We start from the raw sequence: 23,391 nt of genomic DNA, 5'->3' as shown, positions 1-23,391 counted from the left end.
TTCGATGTTATTATTATAATATTAACATTTTAATAAAAACGTTTCAAAATTACAATAATAAATTAAAAGAACGTGCGTTATAATATTTCAAAACATCGCTAATAAACAAATTAAGCATCGATGTAAAGTAAATAAACAGGTTGAAGCGCTATTTATTTTTAAGTTAATTTTACGAAATAGCTTGTAGAGTTAGGTAGAATTATTATATTGCGTCAGCAAAAAAAACATAATTAGCTTACATAAACATATTAGTATGAAAAAAGTAATTGTATCAAGGATTTTAATGCTATTAGCAGTCTCATTAACCTTGGTTGGATGTGGTAGATCTGGAGGATCAAATGTAGATAGTGCCACTGGTTGGGAAATCAATGCTAAAGAAGGCGGGTTTCAATACAACACAAAATTCAAAGAACAGGAGACACCTCCTGGAACTGTATTTGTAGAAGGAGGTACTTTTACAATGGGACGTGTTCAAGATGATGTTATGCATGATTGGAACAACACACCTAATCAACAACATATTCAGTCTTTTTATATGGATGAAACTGAAGTAACTAATCAAAACTACTTAATGTATTTAGATTGGATTAAGCAAGTTTATCCACCAGAAGACGAGAATTTTAGAAAAATATACGAAGGTGTTGTACCAGATACTCTAGTTTGGAGAAACCGTTTAGGTTACAACGAAGTAATGACAGAAAACTATTTACGTCATCCAGGTTACGGACAATATCCTGTAGTTGGTGTAAGTTGGATTCAAGCTGTTGAATATGCTAATTGGAGATCGGATAGAGTTCAAGAAAAAGCATTACAACAAGAAGGTTACTTAAAACAAGATAGCCAATACGAAGCTACTGCAGATGCTAACTTTAGTACAGACACTTATATTAATGCCCCAACTCAAACTTTTGGTGGTAATGAGGATATTTTAAAAGGCGGAAAATTAAAACCTCAAACTGACGCTAATGGTGAAGAAATTAATGTTTATGCTTCAAGACAAACAGGTATTATATCTCCAAAGTATAGACTTCCTACTGAAACAGAATGGGAATATGCGGCATTAGGTTTATCTGAAATTAGAAGCTATAATGTATATAGAGGACGTAAAAAATACCCTTGGGATGGACAGTATACTCGCTCTGGTAAACGTAAGATAAAAGGAGATCAATTAGCCAACTTTAAACAAGGAAAAGGTGATTACGGTGGAATAGCAGGATGGTCTGACGATGGTGCAGATATTACAGCACAAGTAAAATCTTATGCTCCTAACGACTATGGTTTATATGACATGGCAGGAAACGTTGCAGAATGGGTTGCAGATGTTTACAGACCTATTGTTGATGATGAATTTAATGATTTTAACTACTATAGAGGTAACGTTTATACTAAAAACGCTATTACAGAAGATGGAACTGTTAAGATTGTAACTACAGATGAAATTGTTTTCGATACACTTCCAAACGGAAAAGTAATTGCAAGAGACTTACCAGGAGAAATTGCTCAAGTCCCTATAGATGAAGACGAAACTTATTTAAGAACAAATTTTGACAGGAGTGATAACCGTAATTTTAGAGATGGAGACAAACGTTCTTCTCGTGGTTATGACGATTTTGATGAAATTGAAGGAGAAGAAAATGCTACGACGAGTAAAATGTACAACTCACCTAAACATTCTACCGAAGTTGATTCAGCCGGAAACACAATTAGAGAATGGGATAAGAGTAGCAAAAGAACATCTTTAATTAACGACGAAGCTCGTGTATTTAAAGGAGGATCTTGGAAAGATAGAGAGTACTGGTTAGATCCAGCACAAAGACGTTACTTCCCACAAAATATGGCTACAGACTATATTGGATTTAGATGCGCAATGTCTAGAGTAGGTTCAAAATCTAAAAACAAAAACAAAACTAAAAACTAATATTAGTTTTAAAATAATTTTAAAAGTCCTAACGTTTAGTTAGGACTTTTTTTATACTTTTATTTTATAAAGCTAGCATGTTAAAAACACTATAACCTAAAGGAATCATTAATAACTAACAGTATATGCTAGTTAAAAATTAAAACACATGAAAATAGAACAACTTCACAGCTTGTTTTTAGAATGCAAAGGCATTTCTACAGATACTAGAAAAGTTTCAAACGGAAATATGTTTTTCGCTTTAAAAGGCGACAATTTTAATGGTAACACATTTGCCCAAAAGGCATTAGATATAGGAGCAAAATATGTAGTAATAGATGAAGTTGAATTTAAAACTTCAGATAAAACGATTCTAGTAGACAATGTATTGGAAACTTTACAAGCTTTAGCATCGCATCACAGAATGTATCTAAACATTCCAATAATAGCATTAACCGGTAGTAATGGAAAAACTACAACTAAAGAATTAATCAATACAGTACTATTAAAAAAATATAAAACTACTGCAACAATAGGGAATTTGAATAATCATATTGGAGTTCCATTAACGTTACTTTCTATGACTAGCTCTACCCAAATTGGTATTGTAGAAATGGGAGCAAATCATGTAAAAGAAATTGAGTTTCTCTGCAACATTGCTAAACCAGATTATGGATATATAACTAATTTTGGAAAAGCACATCTAGAAGGTTTTGGAAGTGCTCAAGGCGTTATTAATGGAAAAAGCGAGTTATATACCTATTTAACCAAAAGCAATAAGCACATCTTCTTAAATGCAGATGATACTATTCAAAAAGAAAAGCTAAATACTTATATTAAAAAGTTTGGATTCTCTCAAACAGATTCTAACTATTATAAAATAGAATTTACTGAAGCTAATCCGTTTGTGAGTTTTAAAATTGAAGACACTTTAATTAACTCTCAACTTATTGGGAAATACAATTTCACGAATCTCTGTGCTGCTTCAATAATTGGAAAATATTTTAATATTGACTTAAAAGACATTAAAAACGCTTTAGAAAACTATACACCATCAAACAACCGCTCTCAAATTATAGAAAAAGGCAGTAATAAAATTATTTTAGATGCATATAACGCTAATCCAACAAGTATGAAAGCTGCTTTAGAAAATTTTAGCGATTTAAAAGATGAAAAGAAAATAGCTTTTTTAGGAGATATGTTCGAATTAGGTGACAGTGCTAAACAAGAGCATCAAGCTATTTCTAATTTATCAACTAACTTAAATATTGATGTTGTTTATTTAATTGGAGACAACTTTTTTCAAATTGAAAACAATGCAACTAAAGTAAATCAATACGCCTCTTTTAATATTTTAAAAGAAAACTTCAATTCAATTGATATAAAAAATGCTACGCTTTTAATTAAAGGCTCTCGAGGAATGGCATTAGAACGTATTCTAGATTTACTATAAACAAGTCTTAAATACTATCTAAGAAGGATTTAAACGCTTTTCTATAACCTATATATCCATTTGTAGCATCCCAAAGTGCTCTTGAACCATGAATACCTTCTTCTGGTGTTTTATAATGTGTAAGGTTATCTGTTTTCATTTCACTTACTAAAGTCGTTAAATCTTGGGTTTCCGAAAGAGAAGCAGTAACAAAAGTTGGTTTGTTTAAATCTTTAATTTCAGTTTGAATATTTCTATCTTTATAGTATTCTCCTGGACTAAAAGCAGCAACAGCTTTAATTTTATTATTACTACCTCCAATCAATAGTGCTAAAGTTGCAGAGTACGAGCTTCCTACAAGTAATAGCTGCTTATTTCCGTTATCGTTATAGACATAATCAATAGCAGCAATAATATCTGGCTTAGCATCGATATAATTTGTTTCTAAATTTTTAGAGGTTGCCAACTTAGCGGTTTCATTTACAACAGCATTAACACGATCACCAGAACGCTGATCTATTGCCATAACAGAATAGCCATAACTATTTAAAAGTAAAGCGGTGTCTTTATACTCGCCTCTGCTGAAACCAGCTTGGTGACACAGCAAAATAGTAACTGGATTATCATCTACCTTATAAACATCTGCAGTAATACTTAAACCATCTTGAGATGGAAACGTTATGGTTTCTTTAATCATTTGTTTTGTTTTTATATTAGCGCTAGAACTATCTAAAACTGTTTCTTTTGTATCTACAACCAAAGACTCCTTGTTGTTTTTACAAGATAGAATTATTAAGATTACAGAAAATAAAGTAATTGATTTTTTCATTGTTAAAATTTGAAATAAAGGTAGAGAAATATTGTTTTTGAAACGAAATGAATAGAAACAAAAAATCCCAATGAATATATCATTGAGATTTTTAAATTTAAGTGGGCGACAAGGGATTCGAACCCCTGACCCCTTGGGTGTAAACCAAGTGCTCTGAACCAACTGAGCTAGTCGCCCTATTTATTCGGTGTGCAAATATACATTAGATTTTGAATACACAAAAGTTTTTTTGAGAAAATTTTTAAATAATTTCTGCAACAACAAAAGTACTACCTCCAATGTATATTAAATCTTTAATATCTGCGCTTAGTTTTGCGTTTTTATATGCTTCATTTACAGAATTATAAGCTTTAAAAATCAAATTATTAGACTTAAAATAGTCTTCAAGTTTTTTTATATTTAATCCTCGTGAAATATTTGGTTTGCATAAGTAATAAATTGCATTTATTGGTAAAAGGTCAATAATTAAGTCTAAATCTTTATCATTTACTACTCCAAATATTATATGTAAGTTGTTATATTCTTCATTTTGTAACTGATCCATCACAATTTTTAGTCCTTCTCTATTATGAGCAGTATCGCAAATAACTTTTGGGTTCTCATTTAATATTTGCCATCTACCAAGTAATCCTGTATTATTGACTACCTTTAATAATCCATCTTTAATACTTTGTTTTGAAACATTAAAGCCTTTTAATTGTATTTCATTTATTGTTTGAACTACCGTTTTGATATTTTTATCTTGATAGTTTCCTTTTAAATCGCTTTCATACTTTTTTGTTTCAGCATTATCTGCGAAAATAATTTTAGCATTATTATTACGTGCTATTTTATTAAAGACCTCTTTAGTTTCTATTTGGGTTTCACCTATTACAACTGGAATATTAGATTTAATAATTCCGGCTTTCTCTTTAGCTATTGACTCAAGAGTGTTTCCTAGAAACTGTGTGTGATCTAATCCTATATTTGTAATTACAGAAACTTCTGGCGTGATAATGTTTGTAGAATCTAATCTACCACCTAAACCGACTTCAATTATTGCTACATCTACTTTCTGCTTAGCAAAATATTCGAAAGCTAAACCAACAGTCATTTCAAAAAAAGATAACGCATTCTCCTCAAAAAAAGACTTGTTACGCTTAACAAACTGAATTACAAACTGCTTACTAATTTCTTTACCATTAATCTTTACGCGCTCTCTATAATCTTTTAAATGTGGTGAAGTATACAAACCTACTTTATAACCAGCCTCTTGTAAAACTGAAGCTAACATATGACTTGTTGAACCTTTACCATTGGTTCCAGCAACATGAATAGATTTGAATTTATTTTCTGGATTATCGAGATGTTTAGCTAATAGAATAGTATTACTTAAGTCTACTTTATAAGCACTTTTACCTTGATTTTGATACATTGGAAGTTGAGAAAACATCCAGTTAACAGTATCTTGATATGTCATTTTTTATTGTCCTAATTTGAAGTCTATACTTACAAAACCTATTTGTCTTGTAGGTGCTTTTGAATCTGCTGGCCATTTACCTGATTCTGCAATCTTTCTTGCTGGCTCTAATAAACAAGGTGCTGTATTTTCTGTTCCTTGTACTCCAGGCGTTGCCTTAACCACTTTACCATTTCTATCTACTTCAACTAATACAACAACCAATCCTTCTTCGTTACAATCTTGTTTAACCTCACTAAATTTTCCTTGACCACGCCCACCAAGACCAGAACCTACTCCTCCATTACCTTTTCCTCCTCCAAAATAACTTGGTGCATAAGGATTACCATCGAGTTGTCCTTTATCTCCAGCTTCATTATCGTTACCTTCACTACCACTTGACTCTCCATCGGAATTATTCATTCCTCCCATCATTGCATCTATTTCTGCTCGCTTCTTAGCTTCTTCTGCTTTCTTTTTTACTTCTGCATCTACTTTTGCTTTAGCTTTTTTTGCTGCTGCTTCTTTTGCTTTAGCATCTGCTTCTGCTTTAGCCTTTTTTAACGCCTCAGTTTTTTTTATAGCTATTGCCTCTTCTATGTCTTGAGTTAGGGCATCTTCTTTAATTTCCTCTGAAGCTGCTGCTTCTTGAGTCTCATCTGTTTGTTCCTCTGCTTTGTTTGGTTCTGACTGTGCCTCTTGAGGCTGTTTATTTATGTCTAAGTCTTCTGATTTAACAGGCTTGTCTGGTTGCATGTTACCGCTTCCAACTGCCGAATTACCAAAGTTTACTGCTACTCCATATTCTTCAGGAGGATCTTGATAGTCTTGGCCAACGACAAAGCACAACAAGATTAAGATAACTACTATTAACGCTGTTATCTTAGCTGAATTCTGTTCGTGTTTTGTTTTTAAATATTTCATTTAGTTATTAATTACCATTTACACTAATTGGTAAATTAAAAGACACTGATACTGGTCTTCCTTGTTGTATTCCTGGTTTCATTTTTGGCAATAACTTTGTTACTCGTTTTGCTTCTTCTTCTAATTGAGCATGTGGCCCTTTTACTCTAATTCCAGTAATATTCCCAGATTGGTTAATTGTAAAACGAATAAATATTTCTTGCTTACCGGATAACCCTAAGTCAGATATTAATATTGTATTAAAATTCTTAGCAATGAATTGATTGATTTTATCGTTCATGCACTTTTTTCTTGCGTTATTATTACCTGATTCGCAACCTGGATAAATAGGTGAGTTTTCTACAAGTTTAAAAGAAACACTTTTATTGCCTTCGCTTTTCTTTTTTGCTGCTGCTGCTGCTGCTGCTTTATCACTCGCGACTTTTGCTGCAGCTGCCTTAGCGGCTTTAGCTTTTGCTTCCGCTGCTGACTTTGCTTTTGCTGCTTTATCCGCAGCCGCTTTTCGAGATTTTACTTTAGCAGCTACATCTGCTTTGGCTTTAGCTTCTTTTGCAGCTTTATCAGCACTCGCCTTAGTTTCTGCTGCTTTTTTTTCTGCTTCAATTTTATCTGCCTTAGCCTTAGTTTCTTTTTCTAATTTTTCTTTAGCGTCCTTTACCTCTTTAGCTTCTTTTGCAATCTTTTCATTTTTCACTCTTAACGCTTCCTCTTCTTCTTGCGCTAATAATTTTTCTGCTTCGGCTGCCTTTTCAGCTTTTTCAGCTTCAGCGGCTTTGGCAGCAGCTTCTTCTGCATCTTCCTTTTCTGCTAATTCTTCTTGAAGTTGTTTTTCGGCTTCTTCCTCTTCTTTTTTAGCTTCTAATGCTGCTTCCTCTATTTCTTCTTCGAGATTTTCTTCTTCTACAACTTCTTCAACAATTTCTTCTTCAACAATTTCTTCTTCTGATTCTTCTAATTCTGATTCTTGAACTTTAGCTGATGTGTTTGGTGGTGTATTGTCACTAACAGCACTTGCGTCTCCAAAATTAATAGCAACACCATATTCTTCTGGTAAATCTTGATAGTCTTGACCAACTACAAAGCATAACAACACAACAATCACAACTATTAGAGTTGTGATTTTAGCTGAATTCTGTTCGTGTTTTGTTTGTAGGTATTTCAAATTATTGAGACTTAACTGCTAAAGTTGATTTTATCTTGTTTCTATTTGCTATGTCCATTATGTAGACTACGTGTTTCATTTCGACATCTTGATCTGAACGAATGGTAATTGTTGGAGATTCTACTCCACCAATTTTTGCTAATAACTCAGATTCTAATGTTTCTTTTGATACTTTTTTTAGGTCTATATAGTAGCTATTATTTTTATCCACACTTACAGACACACTTTTTGTTTGTGTTGTTTTACTTGTTGATTTTGGTAATAACAGATCTATGGCTTCAGCTGAAACTAGCGTAGAAGCAATCATAAAAAAGATAAGTAGTAGGAAAACAATATCTGTCATAGAAGACATATTGAATTCTGGTGTTACTTTATTTCTTCCGCGTAAATTCATAAAATTAGTTATTAGATTGGTTCATTTAAAAGGTCTAAAAATTCTAATGAATTTGCCTCCATTTGATAAACCACTTTATCTGTTTTAACAACAACATGATTATATGCTATATAAGCAACAATTCCTACAATTAAACCTCCAACGGTTGTTGTCATTGCTGTATATAAACCATCTGCTAATGTTTTAATATCGATAGAACCACCTGAGTTTGCTATTTCAAATATTGAAAGAATCATTCCAATAACTGTTCCAAGAAAACCAATCATTGGTGCGGCTCCAGAAATTGTAGCTAAAACACTTACGTTTTTCTCTAGGCTATAAATTTCTAAACGACCTGCGTTTTCTATTGCTGTATTAATATCGTCTAAAGGTTTTCCTATTCTAGAAATACCTTTACTAATTAATCTTGATACAGGTGAGTTTGTTTGTGAACATAAATTTTGAGCAGAGTCAATTTTACCACTACTAACGTAGTCTTTAATTTGATTCATAAAATTAGCATCTACCTTTGAAGCTTCTTTAATAGCCATTATTCTTTCAAAATAAATATAAAGTGCGGCAACAAATAAAACAAATAGCAAACCTATTATTATTATTCCTGCTGTTCCTCCAGTTGTAATTAACTCGATTATTGATAATGTTTTTTCAGTTGCTTTTCCATCAACTAATAAATCTGCATCTTGTGCTGCGTCTTGTAAAAATGTGCTTAACATATTGTGTGTTTAGATAAATGTATAACGTTAATATTTTTAATCTCGTATAATTTAAAAAAGTGTTCTAGTCCAAAAGAAGACTAATGTACCTGCTAAAAAGCCTACTAATGCTAACCAAGAGATTTTTTTGAAATACCAGAAAAAGTCAATTTTCTCCATTCCCATAGCAACAACTCCTGCTGCAGAACCAATAATTAACATACTTCCACCTGTTCCAGCTGCGTATGCAATGAAGTGCCAAAGCTCGTTATCCATAGGTTCATGGAACATTCCTAAACTTGCTGCAACTAATGGTACGTTGTCTATTACTGCAGAACCAATTCCTAATAGAATCACTACTAAATCTGAAACACCTTCGTGGCCTCCTGCATGAATTTCAGTTCCTAACATAGGAACAGAAGTTTGTAAAGAATCTGCAAAATTAAATAATGTTCCTAAAGATTCTAAAGCTGCTACAGCCATTAAAATACCTAAGAAAAACAAGATACTTGGTAATTCGATTTTAGATAATGAATGATGTACAGGACTGTGGTTTGCATGGGCATCACTTTCTTCTCCATCATACTCTGTTAAACTGAATTTTGAAGAACTATAAATTTCCGCAAAAATAGCTACAACTCCTAAAGATAACATCATTCCAACATATGGTGGTAAGTGCGTTACCATTTTAAAGATAGGTACAAAAACAATTGCTCCTAATCCTAAATATAACATTGTACCGCTGAAACGACTTTTTGGTTTATCGTCTGTATTTTTTTCAACATCCAAATTTCCTTTAAATGCTGGTAAAAATGAAGCTATAAAAGTAGGTACTAACATACATATTAAAGATGGTAATAATAGGTAACCAAATAAGTGACCTGTTGATACTTTTTTACCAATCCAAAGCATTGTTGTTGTTACGTCTCCAATTGGAGAAAAAGCACCACCTGCATTTGCCGCAATGATTATTAAACCTGCATACCAAATACGTACGTTTCTATCTTTTACAATTTTTTGAAGTATTGATATTAATACTATCGTTGCTGTTAAGTTGTCTATAATTGCTGAAAGCACAAACGCTAAACAACAAAATATCCAAAGGATTTTAGACTTCTTCTTTGTTTTAATAAAGTTTTTAATTGTTGAAAAACCATCGAAGTAATCAATAATCTCTACAATTGTCATTGCTCCTAATAAGAACACCAAAATTTCTGCTGTTTTGCCTAGATGATGCAATAATGTCTCTTCCATTAAGTGCATTTTAGCTTCGTGACCTAAAGCAGGAAAATTTTCTACTAATGCATGATTAGCAGAATCGAACCAATTAGGAAACGAATCTATACCTAATGAAATTAATGCCCAACTTATAGCCATCATGACTAATGCAGGGATTAATTTATCGATTTTAATGCTGTGCTCTAATGTAATGGCTAAATAACCAATGACAAATACTAGAATAATTGCTGTTTCCATATTTTATTAATGAGGGTTTTTAAACAAGTTGAGTTAATGCAATCTCGAAAGCTGTTTTACTAATTTCGGTTTTACTTGGGTTTTTATCGTAAGTATTTTGAATTGCCTTTTTAATAATATTTGAAGTATCGTTGAAAATGGCATCATCCGTCATTTGTACTTTACGTTCCATAAAGTATGCGAATACTCTTGCCATTCCACAGTTTGAGATAAAATCTGGTATAAGACTTACTTTCTCGTCTGTAGATTCCATAATACTTCCAAAGAAAATTTCTTTATCTGCAAAAGGCACATTTGCTCCACATGAAATAACTTCAAGTCCAGTATTAATCATCTGGCTAATTTGATCTTGAGTTATTAAACGCGATGCTGCACACGGTGCAAAAACCTCAGTTTCTAGAGACCAAATACGTTCGTTCATTTCTGCAAACGGAATCATGTTATCTGTATGCAAAGTGTTTCCGTTTTTTGTTAAGAAGAAATTAGTAATCTCATCGAAAGAAAAACCTTCTTCTTTAATTACACCACCAGAAATGTCTATAATACCCACCACTTTAGCACCCATTTGTGCTAAATAATAAGCTGCGGCAGAACCTACGTTTCCAAAACCTTGAACTACTGCGCGTTTTCCAACAACACTTCCTCCGTAAATTTCGTAGTAATGTTTTACAGCTTCGGCAACGCCATAACCTGTAATCATATCTGCTACTGTATACTTTCTTGCAACATCTGGAGAAAAACCTGGATTTTCTATAACTTTAATTACACCTTGACGTAATTGTCCAATTCTATTAATTTTATCTGCTTCAGTTGGTTTAAAGTGTCCGTTAAACACACCTTCTTGTGGATGCCAAACTCCAGATTGTTCTGTAATTGGAATTACCTCATGGATTTCGTCTACATTTAAATCGCCTCCAGTTCCATAATAACTTTTAAGTAATGGAGAGACTGCTTTATACCAACGCTCTAAAACTCCTTTTTTTCTTGGATCTTTAGGATCGAAATTAATTCCTGATTTTGCACCACCAATCGCTGGTCCAGAAACAGTAAATTTAACTTCCATTGTTTTTGCTAGTGATAGCACTTCGTTCATATCTAATCCTTTACGCATTCTTGTTCCTCCACCTGCAGCACCTCCTCTAAGAGAGTTTATTACTGTCCAACCTTCGGCTTCGGTTTCTGCATCTTTCCAGTTAAAAACAATTTCTGGCTCTTTATTTTCGTATATTTTAAGTAATTCTTTCATTTATAGTTGGTTGTAACGTTATCAATTTATTTTATTTTTTTCCTGAGAATATAATTGAAACGTAGCTAAAGTTGATTCATTTGAATGCTGATTTATTGGTTTAACAAATATAAAAAACTAAAGGTGCATAAGGTAAAAAAATATTTTTTTTTACGATTGAAAGATTACACCTGAAGAATGGTCCTTTTTTGCGCCTGTAACACTAGCCAGACTGTTGTTTTCTCCTCGAAGTTTTAAAACTCCTAAAAAGCCAAAAATTAAAGCTTCTTTAAATTCTATAATTTCTTTTGAAGGTATTTGAATTGTATTGTTACATAAGTATTCTATTCTTGACATTAAAAACGAGTTAAAAACGCCGCCTCCAGTTATTAATACTGATGCATTTTGCTGACTATTTAAAACATTAGAAATCTGAATAGCGACATGCTCTACAAAAGTTCTTAAAACATCTTTTACTGAAAGCTTATAACTATCAATAATTGGGAATATAATTTCATTAACCCATTCTAATCCTAATGATTTTGGATACGTTTCATTATAAAACTTAAGGTTATTTAATTCATTTAACAAATCGTTATTTATTGTTCCTTCTTTTGCTAAAGCACCTTTATTATCGTAAGCAAAACCTAATATTGAAACATACCTATTAAGGACGATATTTACTGGACAAATGTCAAAAGCGATTCTTTGTCCTTTAATTTCTGTTGAAACATTTGCAAAACCTCCAAGGTTTACGCAATAGTTATATTCTGAAAACAACAATTGATCTCCAATTGGAACTAAAGGTGCACCTTGACCTCCAAATTGGACATCTTGAACTCTAAAATCGCAAACTATTGTTTGGTTTAAAATTTTTGCTAAAATAGGAAGGTTCCCGATTTGGTATGTTAGTCCGTTTTCGGGTTTATGTAGTGCAGTGTGTCCATGAGAACAGATAGCATCTATAGAAGAAATGTTATTTATTTTGATAAAATTGTCTATAACTTCAGCTAAGTACAATGTATAATCTGTGTCTAATTCTTTTAGTTCTTCTTTTGAATGTTTTATTAAAGTTTTCAATTTACCAAGCCATTCTTCCGCGTAAGCGATAGTTTCGGCTTTAACAATTTTAAAAGACCAATTCTCTTTAAAATAAAAATTAATGAATGCTAAATCTATTCCGTCTAAAGAGGTCCCAGACATAACACCAATAATATTGTATTCCTTTTTTATCATATTCTGTAAAAATAGAAATATCTATTGAAAGAAAACTATTAAAAAGCTATATTTGCAGTCTAATTTTATCAAATTAATAGTATAAGAAATATGGATTTTAGCTTAACCGAAGAGCATATAATGATACGCGACGCAGCTCGTGATTTTGCACAAACCGAATTATTACCAGGCGTTATAGAACGTGATAATAAACAGGAATTCCCACAAGAATTAGTAAAAAAAATGGGTGATTTAGGTTTTATGGGTATTATGGTAGATCCTAAATATGGTGGAAGCGGAATGGATGCTATTTCTTACGTTTTAATAATGGAAGAGTTGTCTAAAATCGATGCTTCTGCTTCTGTAATTGTTTCTGTAAACAATTCTTTAGTTTGTTATGGTTTAGAATCTTATGCTAATGAAGAACAAAAACAGAAATACTTAACTAAGCTTGCTACTGGTGAGTTTGTAGGTGCTTTTTGTTTAAGTGAACCAGAAGCAGGAAGTGATGCTACATCGCAAAAAACAACTGCTATAGATAAAGGAGATCACTACGTAATTAACGGAACAAAAAACTGGATTACTAGTGGAGGAAGAGCTGATGTTTATTTAGTAATTGCACAAACAGATAAAGACAAAGGGCATAAAGGTATTAATGCTTTTATAGTTGAAAAAGGAACTCCTGGTTTTGATGTTGGACCTAAAGAAGATAAATTAGGAATACGTGGTAGTGATACGCATACGTTACAATTTAACGATGTTAAAGTGCCAAAAGAAAACAGAATTGGTGAAGATGGTTTTGGTTTTAAATTTGCCATGAAAACTTTATCTGGAGGACGTATTGGTATAGCATCTCAAGCTTTAGGTATTGCTGGTGGTGCTTATGAATTGGCTCTAAAATATTCTAAAGAGCGTAAAGCTTTTGGAACTGAGATTTGTAACCATCAAGCGATTGCTTTTAAGTTAGCAGACATGTATACTGAGATTGAAGCTGCTAGAATGTTAGTAATGAAAGCTGCTTGGGATAAAGATCAAGGAAACAATTACGATATGTCTAGTGCTATGGCTAAATTATATGCTTCTCAAGTTGCAATGACACATACAGTTGAAGCTGTACAAATACATGGTGGTAATGGTTTTGTAAAAGAGTACCATGTAGAGCGTTTAATGCGTGATGCTAAGATTACACAAATATATGAAGGAACTTCTGAAATACAGAAAATTGTAATTTCAAGAGGCCTTATTAAAGGATAATAACATCTTTAATTTATATAAAAAAAGCGTAACCTTTTATTTGGTTACGCTTTTTTTTATTTCCTTGCTAAATCCTCTAGCACTAATCTTATTTCTCCAAAAGTGTACTTATTATTTATTTGGTGTTTTAAGTCTGAGAGGTTTTCGAACTTATGTTTTGGGATAATAGCTTTTAGTTCTTTATAATGTCTTTCAGAAATTAAGTCTAATATCTTAATCTCTCCAGTGTCTATAAAACTTGATAAATGTCCGCTAATAGTCGCGACATTTAAATCGCGTTCCATAGCTATTTGTTCTATTGCTTTTCCCGATTTAAATAAATCTAGAGACGTTCTTTTAGTTTCTCCTACTTTTCGTTTGGGTTTTGCTTCTTCAAAAATTTCAGATTTCTTAGCTGTTTCAATATCATTTTCATCGCAATACTCTCGTATTACTTTTAAAATATCACTTCCGTACTTCTCTACTCTGGTTTTACCAAAACCGTTTACTTTAAGTAATTCGGCAGAATTAGTTGGTAAGGTCTCACACATTTCATATAAAGATTTTTGTGTGAAAATTTGAAAATGAACCAAATCATGATCCTTCGCAATTGTATTTCTTAACTCACGAAGTAACTCGAATAACTCAACATTTGTAGTACCATCGATAATAGTTTTTCTAGGTTTCTTTGGTGCTTCTTTTGCCAAGAAAACAGACTTTGCTCTTAACTCTAAAAATTGTTTCACTTTAAAACCATCAGCCAAGCCTTTAAAATAAAGTTGTTTTGCTGCTAGCAACTCTTCAAATAAATCTAAAGCTTTTGCAATATCTTTTTCTACAGTCTTATTATCTGTTGTAAAACTAAATGTTTTATAAGGTTCAAGAATTTTTGCCTCTACCTCTTTTTTATAATAATTTAAAGCTTTTATAAAACGAGCTTGTATTTCTTTACTTGATTCTGGTGTAAGTGTAATTTCAGAAAGCTCATTCAATTGTGCTTTAAAACCATTGGCAACTTTAAGTAAACTAGCTGCACAATCTTTAATTGTAATTAAAGGTGCTTCAACATTACCTTCTATGCTACCTCTGTTTTTATAATAGATATCTAAAACGCGATTAACAGGATATAAAAATTTATAAAAATTGAAAATCTCTGATATTAAATCTAATTGAAAATCGGACTTCGATTTTGCCAAAACAGCATCGTCTGGTTGATTTTCTTCGGCTCTTTTATTAAACGAAATAACATTAATATCGCTAATTATCTGATTAGAACTAATTTTACTTTTTAGCACCAAACCTTCCAAACTTTTACAACGACTTAACGCAACATACGTTTGCCCATGAGCAAAAGCACCTTCGGCATCTATAATGGCTTTCTCAAAAGTTAAACCTTGACTTTTATGAATTGTAATAGACCAAGCCAAACGTAAAGGCATTTGCGTATAAGAGCCGATTTTGTTTTCTGTAATTGCTTTAGTCTCCTTATCTACATCATAATTTATATTATCCCAAACCTCTGGTTTTGTAATAATATTAAACTCGTCGTCCGGACATTTTACAACAACTTCGTCCTTATCTAGTAAAATAACTTTACCTATTTTTCCATTAAAATAACGTTTCTCTACAGAGCTATCGTTTTTAATAAACATAACTTGAGAACCAACTTTTAGGTTTAAAACCTCTTTTGTTGGATATGAAAATTCTGGAAACTTACCTTCTACCGAAGCTTTATAATTAACAGATTTTCCTTTCAGTTTCTCTAATTCGGACTTATTAGTTTGTTCTGCCTTAAAATTGTGTGTCGTTAACGAAATGTAACCTTCCTCTTCTGTAGCTTGAAAATTAGGATCGTAACTTTTATTTAATTCATCGGCAGATTCCTGCGATAAAGTATTCGTTCTTATTTCATTTAAAATATCTATAAACTTAGGATTATCCTGTCTGTAAATATGTTTTAACTCAACAGTAATAGCCAACGACTCTTTATAAGCAATACTGCTAAAAAAGAAAGCATTGTCATAAAAAGGCTTTAATAATTGCCATTCATTATCCTTAACAACAGGCGATAATTGTTGTAAATCACCAATCATTAATAACTGCACACCACCAAAAACTTTAGTTCTATCTCTAAATCTTCTTAGCGTTTTGTCGATACCGTCAAGCAAATCTGCTCGAACCATACTAATTTCATCAATAACCAATAAATCCATAGATTTAATAATATTGATCTTCGTCTTCCCAAATTTTCTATTAAAACCTCCCGAACCTTTTAAATCTTCGTTAGGTAAAATAGGCCCAAAAGGCATCTGGAAAAACGAATGTATAGTCACACCTTTAGCATTAATAGCCGCAACACCAGTTGGTGCTACCACTACCATTCGCTTTAAAGAGTTCATCTTTAGCTTATGTAAAAAAGTAGTTTTTCCAGTTCCCGCTTTTCCTGTTAAAAACACATTTCTATTTGTGTTATTAATAAAATCCCAAGCTAAATCTAATTCCTTATTTGTAGTCATTTTTAGTATTTCAATACAGAATCTCAAGATAAATAAAATGAATAGTTTTTATGGCGCGTTTTTAAGAAAAATAAAAACCACGCTATCCACTATATCTTTTTTTAGTCTGGACTTCTTTAAGCGTCAATGCTTTCAAGCAAGCGCTTTATTATATATTTATTTTTTGGGGAATAATAAAAAAAGGATGCCGTTTTTATCGTTCGCGCTCCTACTTACTATGGCCAATATTAAAACTAAAATCTTTACTTCTTAAAAAATGAAGATACCTTTTTAATAAAACCACTTAATAAACCAGAACCTCCTTTTTTAGCATTTGGTGCATATTGTTTTTTATGCGCTTCCTTATAGTTATATTTTACAAGAATAGCATTTACGCGTTCTTTATAAATAGCTCCTTTTACTTCGTCAATCTGAAAAATAAAATTAGCATAACCATCTATTTGAGCCAAGACATTTCCGCCTTTGTTCCAATACTTACCTTCTATTCCTTCTTTTTCTATTTGATGTAATAAAGCTCTAAATCGTTTTAAAGACGTTTTACTAATATTAGCTTTCTCATTTACAACAACACCAGTAACTTCTTGCTTGGCATTGCGTTTCATTACTCGTAATTTTTCTGGATGCAACTTGAAATTTTCATCTCTAACAATTTTACCAGAATATTTAAGCAATGCTGTAATTTTAGGTAAGCATTCCTTAGCTCCGGAAAACGTAATATCGTCTACATATCTTGTATAATCGAAATTATATTTCTTTGCTAAACCAGATAATCTGTAATCTAATTTTTGGCATAAAATATTTGTAATTGCAGGACTGCAAGGCGAACCTTGTGGTAAAAAACGCTCTCCACGTTGCGCATAATAATCTTCGCCTAATAAAGAAACGTCAAGTATTTTAGGTTCGGAACATATTAATGCTAAAATAGTAGCTACTTGATTAGAGTAACCTAAAGCCATAAACACACCTTTTATTCTGTTATAAGTTACCGATGGAAAAAAATTTTTAAAATCTTGATTCACAACAACCGATTTTCCAATATGCGGAATAGCATTGGTTTTTATAGATTTACCAATAACACAACCGTGTGCATTGTCGTGTACTTTTACATTATTTAAAATATGTTCTAAAATCCAATGCTGCGCATTTTTAAGCTTTGGCATTGGTGCCGAAATTAAACGATAACCACCAGATTTTTTAGGCATTTGAAATCGTTTGTAATGACTAATCTTTGAGTTCTTTCTAGTAAAAGACAAAAACCGAAGTTCACCAACCGTAATACCAATAGCTAATGCTAAATCTTGAGCAGTATTTAAAACTGGTAAGTTTTGTGTTTTTAAACGTGCAACATCAGATTCGTTTTGATTAAGGTTATTAGAATAACCAGAACCTATGTAAAGAATCTCTTTTTCTTTAGAGGCTTTCCATTGTGCAGCTTTTTCTAAACGTTCTTTTTCTCGTCTTTCTTTAGTTTCTTTTTGAGATTGTTTAGAAGCTAATTTACGTTCTTGATGCTTTTTTGCTAAAAAAGCTTCAGGATCTTCAATAATTCGTTTTTCCTTTAAAAGCTTTTGTAATTCTTTAGACAGTTGAGATTCTTCTTTAAAAAATGCGTTTACACTTTTAAAATCAAGCTCTTCTTGATTCCAAAAACCCAAACGTTTCATTTCAGAAAGTATGTATTCTTGTTTAGAAGACGCTTTTATTTTATCATAAATTTCCTGTCTTCTTTCTGTAGAATTTTTCATATAATAAAAAAAGGTAGCGATAAGATGTATGTTGTATTCCCTTCGTACTATTCTCAAGACTGAATTGAACAACTCCAGTGAAATAGGTACTAGTGTATTATTTCACTTCGCAGAAGTCTAACCGGAAATAGTACACTAGTACCTATTTCACAAGTTAAGTTCGAGTCAGTGATGCGTTCGGTGTCTTTAAGCAAGATTGGCGATACACCAATCAAAATGCAAGGTTTTTATCTTATCACTACCATGGGTTTAAATATAATATTATTTTTTATCAAAAGTGATTCTTGTTGCTAATATATGCTCACAAGGTCCTTTTGTCATTTTATTCTCAGAATAGTAACTGCATGTGCAACTACCATCTACAATTTTTAAATCGTTGTCTATTGTTGCAACAACTTTGTATTTATTACTTACAATACTTTTAAGTGTAATTTTATCGTTTCTATTTTCAACTTTTAAATCGGACACCGCATTTTGCTCCATTAATTTATAAGCTTCTTTATCAGTTTCACTAGAAAAACGTAAAGATTCTATATCTATTCCTTCTCTTTTAAGTTCGCGAATACGGTATACTTTATTCTTTAAATCGAAAATAACTTTACCTGCTTGAGTAAATGTTTCTAAAGATTTATTTACAACCGATACATCTAAGTTCATAGTTTTAGCAATTTCAGCTTCGCTTGCAAACCAATGTTTTCGTAATTCTAAATACACACTTTGCATTGTTGTTGCAGGTACTTGACCTCTTGGAGATAATAAATCTAATTGGCTGGATTGTGTCCAATCATTAGCTGTCCATCCAGAAAGTCCTAAAGTAAAATACATTTCGGAAGTTAAATGTGCTGTATAAAACGAAGGCATTCCATTACCTAAAAGGTGTACTGTAAACCTGTCCGTTATTGGTAATAAACGTTCTAAAAGTAGAATACGACGTCTTCCCCAAACTCTAATTTCTTGAGCCGAATCTCCATTATATATTGATTGTTTACAAACTACTTCTATATTCCAAGGTTTGAAAACAGCAATTATAGGTTCGCCAGGTTTTAATATATATTTTATAGAACGTGGTCCTTTTCGTTCTTTGTTTCTTTTTAATACTGAAATAAAATTAGCAATATCAATAGCTTCTAATTCAAAAGATACTTTTTTAGAGGTCATTGCTGTACTTACTTGAAGAAATCCACGAACCCAACTATCAGGTAAATCTATTTTTACTTCTCTGTAGTTTTCTTCTCCTGTTGTTTTTACATCAAAACCTTTAGGATCAATTTTTAAATCTGTTTCCTTATAGGTTCTTATTTTCTGAAATTCTTCATATAATTTCTTCGAATAATCAATGTTGGTTGTACCGCATTTAAAATCACTTATATTATTAAAGATATCATAGCCGCAAGATAATTTTCCGTAAACGGATTCATCTTTACTAAAACATTCAAAAAACACCTGGTCTGGATGCACTGTAATTACAGGATCCAATACCATCCAAGCATCCATATCGCGTTTGTATAGATAATTAAAATAGTTACGTTGTGCTTTATAGTAAGGTTTCATAATGACATCGCGTTCTTTACGAAGTCCTTCTAATTGCGAACGCACATTATGAATTTCTGTTTGTAATGTTGATAAATCTGAACTCGCCTCGGCTAACCAAATCTCTTCTTGGCTTTTTAACCAAGCTAAATATTCAGTATTATCTTTTGGCTGAAAATTAAAATCGGCAACTACAACATGATGTAATGCTGAAATAGCTTCCCTAAAAGGGATTTTTTTATCTAAAGTTCCAACAAAAAATGTTGGCTCTCTTAAAGTGTCTGGAGCAAAACTTACATCTGTTGCAGACACTCCATTGTTTACACTACTCGATCCTCCATATTTATAATTAAACTGCATACAATTAATTCTGTTTTATTAATAATGGAATTTCAATATCTGGATATGCTTCGGCAATAGTTAACAGTATGTCTATATTATTACTGGTATCTGTTATTGTATTTGTCCCTAAAACGGCTTCTACTAATCGTGTTGTCATAATTGCAACAGATTTGTTTTTAATAGACTCTTGTTCCAAAAATGTATAAACTCTTGTTTTTGCAACTCTATTTTCATTAATATTAAACAAGGATGTTTTAAAATAGGTTTCTAATTTTAGGATAATTTCTTCATTATCTTTTGCATAATTATCTAAATAATTCGTTACAAAAAATTGCATTGCTTTTGTAGGATGTTCTTGGAGTTTCAATAATAAAGGCAAACCTTTTTCATCACTAAAATGTTGTGTTATCATTTTACGACCAAAATACTGAACTTCCATTTTTGTGTGATCGCATGCATAAAGCAACATGTTTGTTGACCAATTTTCAGATTTAATATGTTCTTCAAAATAAGTACAAGCCCAAGTAATTATGTCTTCCCAATCGGAATTAAAAATTAATAATGCAGTTTCTAATTCGTAATTAATTTTAGGTATATGATTTTTAAAATAGTCCTTTACAATAGTTCTAATTGTAAAAATGTCACTATTTGCCAATTGAACAATGGCGTTTATAGATAGTATTTCTATATCAACATGCTCATTAAATAAAGGTTCTCCCAATTTCTGGGCATAATCGTAATTAGATAGTAGCAATCCAAATATACTATCTTGAGATATACTACTTAAATACTGTTTGTAATTAGATGTTAAAAGAGTGTAACAGTTTTTATGCAATCCTTCATAAGTTTCAGAGGTTTCAACCGCTCGAACTAAAGATTTAAAAAGATTATTTTTAAAGCTTTCATCTAACCGAATTAGTTTTTCAACTGTTGGTTGAATAGCCTCTCTAACTTCATCATATTCTGAAAAACAAAAAGCACTTATTCTATAATGATTTTCTAAAAGAAATTCATCTGGGAAATGAGATAATAACTCGATTCCAACTTGACGCAATTGTGGGTTTTCCGAATTTATATAACCATCAACAGTGTCTTTAAATAATTGATAAGTTGGTAAAATATTTTGCTTAGCTAAATTTGCAGCGAATAATTTATTTATATCAATGTTTGAGGTTGCTAACGCTTTTATCTTTTCTTCAGAAACAGAGCTTAGTAATTTTCCAAAGTTAGTATTTCCTATTAAGTTATTTACTTCAATAAGATATTCTAATGTAAATATTGAAGGTGAATTAAATAAACTATTAAAGTTTTCTATATTTAAAGGTTGATTGTATTTAATAGATCTATCAAATACTTCCTTTAAATAATCTATAACATTTTCTTTACCTATTAATAATAGTCGTTCTATAAAACTAGTTTCAGCGAAAAAATCAGACTCATATTTTTTCAACCAATTAAATCCTAAAGTATTTGCTCTGTCATTATTGGCTTTAATTAATCCTATTAATAAAGAACTTTCTGGTTTAATTAATCGAAATCTTTGTTCTACAATATCTAAAATGATATCTAATACTCTTGGATGATAATGAGATACTAACTGTTCTAATAACTCATCATCTATATTTTCTAAAAAATGACTATTGTCTTTAATAATTCTTAAAGCAAATTCAACAGCTATTTCACTCTTAGCATTTGCTAATATATAAACAACTTCATCTGGTTTAGAATCCCATAGCTTAGTAAGAGCGTCTTCTCTTGTTAAATTATTTGTGTCACTTTCTAAATAAAACCATTTATTACTCTGGTGTTGTAATCGAGTAGAATTTCCGTAAACAATATACATCAATGCTAAAAACTCATGATATTTTGGGAAAACGCGTTTCTCTGTATTATATTTCCTCGTTTCATTATTGTAATTATAATGATACTGAACATCTTCTTTAGCATTATCTAATGCATCATCAAGTGACACTAAAAGAGATTTAGCATACTCAACATATAACGTTTTATTAGTTTTACTTATGTCGTATATAAACTGATAAGTAGTCTTATTAAAATAATTCTTTGTTTTTTTAGAAAACGCTATTGAAGGATTTGTTTTTTGCTTCTCTGTATCTGCATTAGTCCATTCATTATTTACATACAAATAATTAGAAGTGTAACCTGGTTTACTAATGGCTATTCTTTTAGATGTTAACGCAAAAAAACTAACATCGTTTAAAATATGCGAAGCCCTATAAATATATCGTATAGATTTAAAAAAGTTTACCTTTAAAGGAGCTTTATCTATAAAAGCATATAATTGTTTTTTAAATGAAATATCATTAATAGAAAATAAATAACAGTAATATAATACCGATCCATCAATATCCTTATCTTTTAAAAAGTAAATTGATAATGCATTAAAAAAAGCATCGGTGTTTCTAATATGAATTTTAAGTTCTTCAGGTAAATTAACTAAAGCTTGATCTCTAACTTTAGATTTAGAGCTCTCATCACCAAGCTTCAAAATATAAGAAGCACAAACACGACCAACTTTATCAATAAAACCTTTAGAATCAAATACATCAAAAATCTTATCTATGTTAGAAACATCATTGAATTTAGATAATGAATAAATAGAAGCATATTGTTCAAAAGCATCTTTAGAGTCAATAAAGTGATTTATATGTGGTATAGATTTAACTATATTAAAAAAAGAAGCCCTCATTATAATTCTAGAAACCTTCCAATCTCTAACATATACACCTAAAACAGCATCCTTTAAATATTTTATTATGGTATCCTCTCTTCCTACATTTAATTCAATATTAACCTCAGGAGTTTCGTTAGTAATCAAAGATAATTCCTCATTATAACCTTTCTTCTTTTTAGAAGAAACCAAACTATTAAATATTACAAGTGCTTCATCATAAGCTATAGGAAATACCGTTTTAGTACCTTCTCTCAAACTAGCACCTCTTCTACCGTATCTAAAATTGACTATAAATAAATCTGAGCCCGATTCACAAAGGTCCACTTCATAAACTTTATCCGATTTACCTTCTGAAAAGTATAATGTTTTTTGTTTAATTATTTTCAACTATAAAGATTTTATAAGTAAATATAAACAAAAACTAAAGTGTAATTAAATAATAACTAGAATTTAAATACCCATAAAACTTCATGTAATTATTAATGGTGCGTTTTTATAAAAATAAAAACTGTGCTATCCGCTATATCTTTTTTTTTGCATAAGTGCAACAAAAAAAAGGATGCCGCTGCTATCACTCGCTCAAGGCCTATCAACTTAAGTCTGTGGTATTCTAAATAGTTAAAGTATTTCAAAAAAGGTTTAAAAC

General features: G+C 31.3%; 16 protein-coding genes and 1 tRNA gene. 3 read left to right on the top strand and 14 right to left on the bottom strand.

The window, feature by feature from the left end:
- Window positions 1-253: 253 nt before the first annotated feature.
- Window positions 254-1,918, top strand: coding sequence for a gliding motility lipoprotein GldJ (gene gldJ, locus CW733_RS00085; RefSeq protein ID WP_100994552.1), 1,665 nt, complete (start codon window positions 254-256; stop codon window positions 1,916-1,918).
- 148 nt (window positions 1,919-2,066) lie between these two features.
- On the top strand, window positions 2,067-3,350 hold the full coding sequence (gene murF, locus CW733_RS00080; protein ID WP_100994550.1) for a UDP-N-acetylmuramoyl-tripeptide--D-alanyl-D-alanine ligase: 1,284 nt from the start codon (window positions 2,067-2,069) through the stop codon (window positions 3,348-3,350).
- 7 nt (window positions 3,351-3,357) lie between these two features.
- On the opposite strand, the gene CW733_RS00075 is transcribed toward murF, so the two are convergent.
- From CW733_RS00075 to CW733_RS00030, 10 genes are all read right to left on the bottom strand, one after another.
- On the bottom strand, window positions 3,358-4,158 hold the full coding sequence (locus CW733_RS00075) for a dienelactone hydrolase family protein (RefSeq protein WP_100994548.1): 801 nt from the start codon (window positions 4,156-4,158) through the stop codon (window positions 3,358-3,360).
- Between the two features lie 102 nt (window positions 4,159-4,260).
- Window positions 4,261-4,335: transfer RNA gene (locus CW733_RS00070), tRNA-Val, on the bottom strand.
- 64 nt (window positions 4,336-4,399) lie between these two features.
- Window positions 4,400-5,617 carry a folylpolyglutamate synthase/dihydrofolate synthase family protein gene (locus tag CW733_RS00065; RefSeq protein ID WP_100994546.1) on the bottom strand — a complete coding sequence of 406 codons (1,218 nt, stop codon included), beginning with the start codon at window positions 5,615-5,617 and terminating at the stop codon, window positions 4,400-4,402.
- Window positions 5,618-5,620: 3 nt separating this feature from the next.
- The gene (locus CW733_RS00060; protein WP_100994544.1) at window positions 5,621-6,520 is read right to left on the bottom strand and encodes an energy transducer TonB; all 900 of its coding nucleotides are present in this window, start codon (window positions 6,518-6,520) and stop codon (window positions 5,621-5,623) included.
- 7 nt (window positions 6,521-6,527) lie between these two features.
- Window positions 6,528-7,682 (bottom strand): energy transducer TonB, encoded by a 1,155-nt coding sequence (locus CW733_RS00055; protein WP_100994542.1) that lies wholly within the window; start codon window positions 7,680-7,682, stop codon window positions 6,528-6,530.
- A gap of 1 nt (window position 7,683) precedes the next feature.
- Complete coding sequence (locus CW733_RS00050; protein ID WP_100994540.1) at window positions 7,684-8,076, bottom strand: biopolymer transporter ExbD; 393 nt, start codon at window positions 8,074-8,076, stop codon at window positions 7,684-7,686.
- An 11-nt stretch (window positions 8,077-8,087) separates the two neighbouring features.
- Window positions 8,088-8,789, bottom strand: coding sequence for a MotA/TolQ/ExbB proton channel family protein (locus CW733_RS00045; RefSeq protein ID WP_100994539.1), 702 nt, complete (start codon window positions 8,787-8,789; stop codon window positions 8,088-8,090).
- A gap of 51 nt (window positions 8,790-8,840) precedes the next feature.
- Window positions 8,841-10,244, bottom strand: coding sequence for a sodium:proton antiporter NhaD (gene nhaD / locus CW733_RS00040; protein ID WP_100994537.1), 1,404 nt, complete (start codon window positions 10,242-10,244; stop codon window positions 8,841-8,843).
- Between the two features lie 19 nt (window positions 10,245-10,263).
- Complete coding sequence (locus tag CW733_RS00035) at window positions 10,264-11,490, bottom strand: Glu/Leu/Phe/Val dehydrogenase dimerization domain-containing protein (RefSeq protein WP_100994535.1); 1,227 nt, start codon at window positions 11,488-11,490, stop codon at window positions 10,264-10,266.
- 150 nt (window positions 11,491-11,640) lie between these two features.
- Entirely contained in the window at window positions 11,641-12,705 is a 1,065-nt protein-coding gene (locus CW733_RS00030) for an anhydro-N-acetylmuramic acid kinase (RefSeq protein ID WP_100994533.1), read from the bottom strand.
- Between the two features lie 90 nt (window positions 12,706-12,795).
- On the opposite strand from CW733_RS00030, the gene CW733_RS00025 reads away from it, so the two are divergent.
- The gene (locus CW733_RS00025; RefSeq protein ID WP_100994531.1) at window positions 12,796-13,938 is read left to right on the top strand and encodes an acyl-CoA dehydrogenase; all 1,143 of its coding nucleotides are present in this window, start codon (window positions 12,796-12,798) and stop codon (window positions 13,936-13,938) included.
- Window positions 13,939-13,994: 56 nt separating this feature from the next.
- Here the strand turns inward: CW733_RS00025 and CW733_RS00020 are convergent, their stop codons facing one another.
- The 4 genes from CW733_RS00020 to CW733_RS00005 form a co-directional block, all read right to left on the bottom strand.
- On the bottom strand, window positions 13,995-16,433 hold the full coding sequence (locus CW733_RS00020; protein ID WP_100994529.1) for a helix-turn-helix domain-containing protein: 2,439 nt from the start codon (window positions 16,431-16,433) through the stop codon (window positions 13,995-13,997).
- A 242-nt stretch (window positions 16,434-16,675) separates the two neighbouring features.
- Window positions 16,676-18,178 (bottom strand): reverse transcriptase family protein, encoded by a 1,503-nt coding sequence (locus CW733_RS00015; protein WP_100994527.1) that lies wholly within the window; start codon window positions 18,176-18,178, stop codon window positions 16,676-16,678.
- A gap of 261 nt (window positions 18,179-18,439) precedes the next feature.
- Entirely contained in the window at window positions 18,440-20,068 is a 1,629-nt protein-coding gene (locus tag CW733_RS00010) for an SWIM zinc finger family protein (protein ID WP_100994526.1), read from the bottom strand.
- Window positions 20,069-20,072: 4 nt separating this feature from the next.
- Window positions 20,073-23,132 carry a hypothetical protein gene (locus tag CW733_RS00005; RefSeq protein ID WP_100994524.1) on the bottom strand — a complete coding sequence of 1,020 codons (3,060 nt, stop codon included), beginning with the start codon at window positions 23,130-23,132 and terminating at the stop codon, window positions 20,073-20,075.
- Window positions 23,133-23,391: the final 259 nt, after the last annotated feature.

The organism is Lacinutrix sp. Bg11-31, assembly GCF_002831665.1.
Classification (GTDB): Bacteria; Bacteroidota; Bacteroidia; order Flavobacteriales; family Flavobacteriaceae; genus Lacinutrix.
Note: the sequence above shows the minus strand (reverse complement) of the source record. Positions and strands in the feature narration are given on the sequence as shown.

Coding starts and splice junctions, on each gene's coding strand:
- gldJ (WP_100994552.1), top strand. CDS start 254: ATGAAAAAAGTAATTGTATCAAGGATTTTAATGCTATTAGCAGTCTCA.
- murF (WP_100994550.1), top strand. CDS start 2,067: ATGAAAATAGAACAACTTCACAGCTTGTTTTTAGAATGCAAAGGCATT.
- CW733_RS00075 (WP_100994548.1), bottom strand. CDS start 4,158: ATGAAAAAATCAATTACTTTATTTTCTGTAATCTTAATAATTCTATCT.
- CW733_RS00065 (WP_100994546.1), bottom strand. CDS start 5,617: ATGACATATCAAGATACTGTTAACTGGATGTTTTCTCAACTTCCAATG.
- CW733_RS00060 (WP_100994544.1), bottom strand. CDS start 6,520: ATGAAATATTTAAAAACAAAACACGAACAGAATTCAGCTAAGATAACA.
- CW733_RS00050 (WP_100994540.1), bottom strand. CDS start 8,076: ATGAATTTACGCGGAAGAAATAAAGTAACACCAGAATTCAATATGTCT.
- CW733_RS00045 (WP_100994539.1), bottom strand. CDS start 8,789: ATGTTAAGCACATTTTTACAAGACGCAGCACAAGATGCAGATTTATTA.
- nhaD (WP_100994537.1), bottom strand. CDS start 10,244: ATGGAAACAGCAATTATTCTAGTATTTGTCATTGGTTATTTAGCCATT.
- CW733_RS00035 (WP_100994535.1), bottom strand. CDS start 11,490: ATGAAAGAATTACTTAAAATATACGAAAATAAAGAGCCAGAAATTGTT.
- CW733_RS00030 (WP_100994533.1), bottom strand. CDS start 12,705: ATGATAAAAAAGGAATACAATATTATTGGTGTTATGTCTGGGACCTCT.
- CW733_RS00025 (WP_100994531.1), top strand. CDS start 12,796: ATGGATTTTAGCTTAACCGAAGAGCATATAATGATACGCGACGCAGCT.
- CW733_RS00020 (WP_100994529.1), bottom strand. CDS start 16,433: ATGACTACAAATAAGGAATTAGATTTAGCTTGGGATTTTATTAATAAC.
- CW733_RS00015 (WP_100994527.1), bottom strand. CDS start 18,178: ATGAAAAATTCTACAGAAAGAAGACAGGAAATTTATGATAAAATAAAA.
- CW733_RS00010 (WP_100994526.1), bottom strand. CDS start 20,068: ATGCAGTTTAATTATAAATATGGAGGATCGAGTAGTGTAAACAATGGA.